This window comes from Chloroflexus sp. (assembly GCF_034432675.1).
GTDB lineage: Bacteria > Chloroflexota > Chloroflexia > Chloroflexales > Chloroflexaceae > Chloroflexus.
In genome coordinates this window covers 1-4,738 of record NZ_DAOUBI010000188.1, presented here as the reverse complement: position 1 = coordinate 4,738, position 4,738 = coordinate 1, and the positions used below count along the sequence as shown (strand labels likewise).

General features: G+C 63.6%; 7 protein-coding genes. 1 reads left to right on the top strand and 6 read right to left on the bottom strand.

From position 1 onward, the window contains the following. Positions 1-857 precede the first annotated feature (857 nt). A complete protein-coding gene (locus VAE55_RS14570) occupies positions 858-1,307 on the top strand; it encodes a PaaI family thioesterase (RefSeq protein ID WP_322816475.1) in 450 nt (149 codons plus the stop codon). Here the strand turns inward: VAE55_RS14570 and VAE55_RS14565 are convergent. The 6 genes from VAE55_RS14565 to VAE55_RS14540 all read right to left on the bottom strand — a co-directional run bounded on the left by VAE55_RS14565 (position 1,304) and on the right by VAE55_RS14540 (position 4,341). Continuing rightward, positions 1,304-1,483: a hypothetical protein gene (locus tag VAE55_RS14565; RefSeq protein ID WP_322816474.1), complete on the bottom strand. Its 180-nt coding sequence runs from the start codon at positions 1,481-1,483 to the stop codon at positions 1,304-1,306. The two genes, VAE55_RS14570 and VAE55_RS14565, sit on opposite strands and share 4 nt — an antisense overlap. Positions 1,484-1,575: 92 nt before the next feature. After that, positions 1,576-1,917 (bottom strand): hypothetical protein, encoded by a 342-nt coding sequence (locus tag VAE55_RS14560; protein WP_322816473.1) that lies wholly within the window; start codon positions 1,915-1,917, stop codon positions 1,576-1,578. Between the two features lie 18 nt (positions 1,918-1,935). Continuing rightward, positions 1,936-2,706 carry a hypothetical protein gene (locus tag VAE55_RS14555; protein WP_322816472.1) on the bottom strand — a complete coding sequence of 257 codons (771 nt, stop codon included), beginning with the start codon at positions 2,704-2,706 and terminating at the stop codon, positions 1,936-1,938. 41 nt (positions 2,707-2,747) lie between these two features. Next, positions 2,748-3,164, bottom strand: coding sequence for a hypothetical protein (locus tag VAE55_RS14550; RefSeq protein ID WP_322816471.1), 417 nt, complete (start codon positions 3,162-3,164; stop codon positions 2,748-2,750). Further along, on the bottom strand, positions 3,068-3,922 hold the full coding sequence (locus VAE55_RS14545; protein ID WP_416181207.1) for a CHAT domain-containing protein: 855 nt from the start codon (positions 3,920-3,922) through the stop codon (positions 3,068-3,070). Before VAE55_RS14545 ends, VAE55_RS14550 begins: the two co-directional genes overlap by 97 nt. Before the next feature lie 74 nt (positions 3,923-3,996). Then, on the bottom strand, positions 3,997-4,341 hold the full coding sequence (locus VAE55_RS14540; protein ID WP_322816469.1) for a hypothetical protein: 345 nt from the start codon (positions 4,339-4,341) through the stop codon (positions 3,997-3,999). Positions 4,342-4,738: the final 397 nt, after the last annotated feature.

Genomic DNA, 4,738 nt, shown 5'->3' with positions numbered 1-4,738 from the left:
CGATCCCTGCGCGTAGACGTTTGGTTGTACCAGGTTCGTGCCTGCGCACCAGCGGCCACGGCCAGCACCTGCCGGTGCTGGCGAGGATGCCTCCACGCAGGCTGGAAGTCTGCGCCAGGGGAGCGCGTGCAACCTGGCCTAACGCAGCGCGATATGTGGGTCATGCATAGCCGCTGGGGGGAGGAATGGTAAGGTAATTCTTCCGCTGGGGGGAGGAATGGTAAGGTGTTTCACCCGCTGGGGGAGGCAAACTCCCGCCCCCAGCGGGGGCGGGCTGGGGTGGGGGTGATACAAGGACAGACAACAGGACAGCGGAAAGCGGCCTATCGCCCCACTGGGAGAGCACCGGAGGCGCACTCACCATCCGCCCTGCGCCGATGACTCCCGCCCCCAGCGGGGGCGGGTTGGGGGGCACCCCCATGCCCTGCAAAGACAGACGCAATGGATGAGACACAGGCATGGCTACCGTCGCATACCGAATCGTGCTCAACAAGGTGCATGGTTCGGGTGTCATCCTCGTGCAGAAGCGTTACCGGATGTGCCACTGGCGAGTTGCTTGTGGCTAGTTGTCGGCGTGGTAGGGGCGACGCATGCGTCGCCCCTACCCGGCGTCCAGCGGTGCATCGTTCACGTGCAGCAGCAGGGAAACAGGTGGCGGTTATGGCCTATGCTGCCAGATGTCCGATCAGGACGCCCCAATACATCTAAACGCCCCTCGCCCGCGCACGTGGGAGAGGGGCCGGGGGTGAGGGCGTGCTCCCCCTCGATAACGCCGTTCACCACGCACAGGAGATATCGTATAATACAGCTATCGTTTCCCGATGAACCATAGCCGCTGCAATGCGGTCGAGAGAGTCATGCACACCTTCCATCCACAAACCCCCGATTGGGAACCGCGTGTCCGGGCCAGTTTTGCCCGTCAGGGGCTGATGCAGGCGCTTCATGCTGTGATCGAACACCTTAAACCCGGCGAGGTGGCAATCACTATGCCTGCTGATCCGACCTATAGCCAGCAGCATGGCTACATCCACGGCGGTGCTATTGCCAGCATTCTGGATAGCGCCTGTGGCTATGCGGCGCTGACATTGATGCCGGTCGGGCGTGAAGTGCTGACGGTGGAATTCAAAGTCAACTTTCTCAGCCCGGCCCGTGTTCAGCGCTTTCTGGCGGTGGGGCGCGTGGTGCGTGCCGGCAAAACGGTGACTGTCTGCGCCGGCGAGGCGTTTACCGTTGATGGTGACCGGCGCGTTCCGATTGCCCTGATGCAGGCGACGATGATGGCGGTGCCGGAGCTGCCTGATCGCTAGCCCATTGTCTGCTTGCCGGTGACCAGCGGGTAATCTGCCTCCGGCTGACGGCGCGGTTGATCGAGTGGGTGTGGTTGGCGGCGGATGAGGCCGTGTAATGGTCGAATGAGTGGACTGCGATAGCGGCAGCGGGCAGACTGGTTATTGGTCGCGGCAAGCGTGTGTTTGTTGTCCATGCGGTGCGTCGTAAGACTGGTCGCCCAATCTACCTACCACCCTACCCCAGCCGCCGACCCGTGCCCTGCGACCTCCATCCGCCAGCCACCACTTACCCACCAGCCGACGCCTGCGCAATCAACTGATCTGCCATCTCAACCTGGTGCGCCATCTGAAGCGCTGCAAACACCTCCCGCGCCTGTTGCAGATAGGGCAAGGCTTCCGCATTGCGCCCGCGTTGCATAAGGGCAATGCCGTAGTTGCCGAGATCAGCGCCTTCGCTGTATCGGTCATTGATCAGCCGCTGCAGCGTCAGTGCCTGTTCGAGCAACTGCCGGGACGTTGTCGGGTCAATATCGAGGTGCAGACGGCTCAGCGCAGCCAGCGTGTTGGCTTCGCCGAGGCAGGCGCCGATGTCGCGGAAGAGGGTCAGCGCCGCCTCATAGCTGCGCATGGCCGCGTCGCGGTCGGCCTAAAACTGCTGCACGTCGCCGATGGCTTTGAGCGTGTTGGCTTCGCCGAGGCGGTCGTTGCTGCGGCGGGCAGCGGTCAGGGCGCGTTCCAGGCGCGCCAGAACCTCTGGCCGGCTTCGTTCACCTTTGAGCATCCAGTAGTGCCCCAGCCGGGCTGTGGCCCGTGCCGCACGGTTGACACCGTTGCTTTCTGTGTCGTGGTCATAGCCCCAGTCCAGGTAGCGGGTCAGGTTGGGTTGTTCGAGGGTCAGGATGGTGATGGCGGTGCGTTCGTTCCCGTTGATAATCGCTTCGTCGTTCGCCTCGATCAGGTTGGCAACGTATACCAGGGTAGCGGGGGCGCACTGTGCGAATGCGTCCGGGATGTGCCGCGCGAGCCGGTCTTCGGCATAGCACCGGGCTGGTTCCGGTAAGGCACACTGGGCATAGTCGGCGTGACCACGCCATTCGGCCATACCGTAGCGCACAACCGTCTCTAGTGTCTCGTCGGCCAGGTGCAGGATGGTCTGGGCGGCATTGCGCGTCAATCCCGCCGGGAAGAGCGCCAGCACCATAAAGGCGCGTTGGGCATTGGGGGGGAGGATGGTGTACGAGAGGTCGAGGGTAGCGGCCAGGCTGGTCTCGCGATCCTCGGCATCCCCCGGATAACGCAATGTGCCCTGGGGGTTGGCCTGTAACCGGCAGCGCAGGTTGCTCAGGCTGAGGTGGGCCTGGCGCATCGCCGTCGCCGCCAGCCGGATCGGGAAGGGATAGCCGTCCAGAAACTGCATCAGGTCACGCCACTCATCTAGGGTCCAGGCGCCCCACGCTGTCAGGGGTGGCGCGTAGGTGCGGAATGCGGTCGGGCGTCCTCCGGTATGAACTGGGTCAGTTCGAGCGCCTGATGATGCACCTGTCCCGGCAGGTTGATCCGTGCCGTGGTGATCAGGCGCAGGGAGCGGGTGCCGAGCAGTGCTCGCAGCAGGTCGATCAGGCCCTGACGGTCGTGGATGAGCAGGCCGTCGAGGTCGTCGAGGACAAGCAGACTCTGGCGATTGGACAGTGCCCAGGCCAGGGTGATATTGTTTTCGGCATTCCTGGGGTCTAACCCCAGTGCGAGCGCAATCCGGCCGTGCGCATCATCCGCGCTGTTCACGTTTCGCAGCGCAACCAGCCAGACGCCGTCCCGCCAGCGGGCGCGTTCGTGCTGCCAGCGGGCCGCCGCCTCGGCCAGCGCGGTCTTGCCCATACCACCCATACCGTGGTCGCCACGCAGCGATTGTCGAGCAGCGCCTGAGCAATGATGTGCAGTTCGCGGCTGCGGCCAACGAAGGGATCGGCGCTCACCGGGCTGAGGTTGGTCTGTTGCCATGGCGGTCGCCGAAATACCAGGTTGCCGGGTGGTGGCACCGGTACGAGTGGTTGTGCGTGGCGTGGATCGTCCTCCGGCAAGAGGCGAAACTTCACCTCTTCCTGCACATTCAGGGGCTGGAGCGTCTCCGGATCGGACACCTGGCGCAGATCGTCGTCGGCGAACACCGCTGCCCGTCCGGCGGCAAACGCTTCGTTCACCGAACAGCCCGCGAACAGGGCGGCGTAGAAACGGACGGCGAAGATACGGGCGGCGCGGTCAAGCACCGGATCGGTGGCATTGATCGCAACGACATTTTGGACGCCGGCGGCGATCAGGGCCTCGGCCAGACCGGCAGAATGGCAGGCGCTGAGGAAGGCCAGCCGGCACGGCTGATTGCCGATCAGACGGCGAAACTCGTCCGCGTGGAGATCGCGCAGCATGCCAGCCTCATTCTCCAGCGCCAGCACACTCGAACCGTCGAGGTGGCGGCTACCGTGTCCGCTGAAATGCAGGATATCGAACGGTTGGCGGGCGGTAGCGAAGAGATGTCCCAGCCGATGGGTGGTGGCGATGGCGGTCTCAATCTCAATCGCCACCCCCAGGTCACGGCAGGTCTGTTCCAGACTCTCAATCTCCTGCTGCACCGGTAGCAGGGGAATCGGTGTCAGCTCGCCATTGCGCTACACGACCAGCGGTGCGGCGAAGAGCAGCAGCATCCGCACCGGCATCAGTCCTGCGGCGGTGTCTTGAGCAGCCATTCCAGCACCTCCTTGTCGGTCGCGTGGGCCAGTTCGAGCGGCGGTTGGCCGGCGCGGCGCAGCGTGACCTGCGCTGTCTTCCCCTGGTCGCGCATGGATTTGCAGTAGGCGATAATCCGTTCCGCCAGGGCGATAATGGCGGTCGTGGCGGCGGCGATGTCGCCGGCATCGCGGATCACGACCATGATCGTCTGCCAGTCGAGGTCGCGGTGCTGCACGGGGCGGGTGGTGAAGCCACCCTGCTGCAACACGAGGGCGAGGGTTTCAGACTCGCCGGGAGGGAGATCGATTGCAATACGGATGTCTTGGTTCATAGGCGGTGGGTATGAGTGTCGAATACTTTTTTGATTATATCAAGGGAATCGCTCACGTGCGATGACAATTGTTACACTATCGGGGGTGGGAAGGTTCTCGTATGGCATAGTGGTCATTGCAGGCAGTGAGTCTTCGCTGGTGATGACCGGTGATGGGGTGGCCTGGCTGTGAGGGGGAGGCTTCCCGTCTGCGCTCCTGGTACGTGATGAACATGGGGTAATGCTGATGGACAGGCGGAAAGTCTGCTTCACAACCTGCACTGCTGCTCATCACGGATGGGTAAGGTAGACGGGCGTGCCTGGCGGGAAATCCGCTCTATCCCGCGTCGGATCGCAAGCACGGCTGGCGCGGCAGCATGGCTGCTGCACGCCAAACGTCGCGCCACGGGTAATGGTA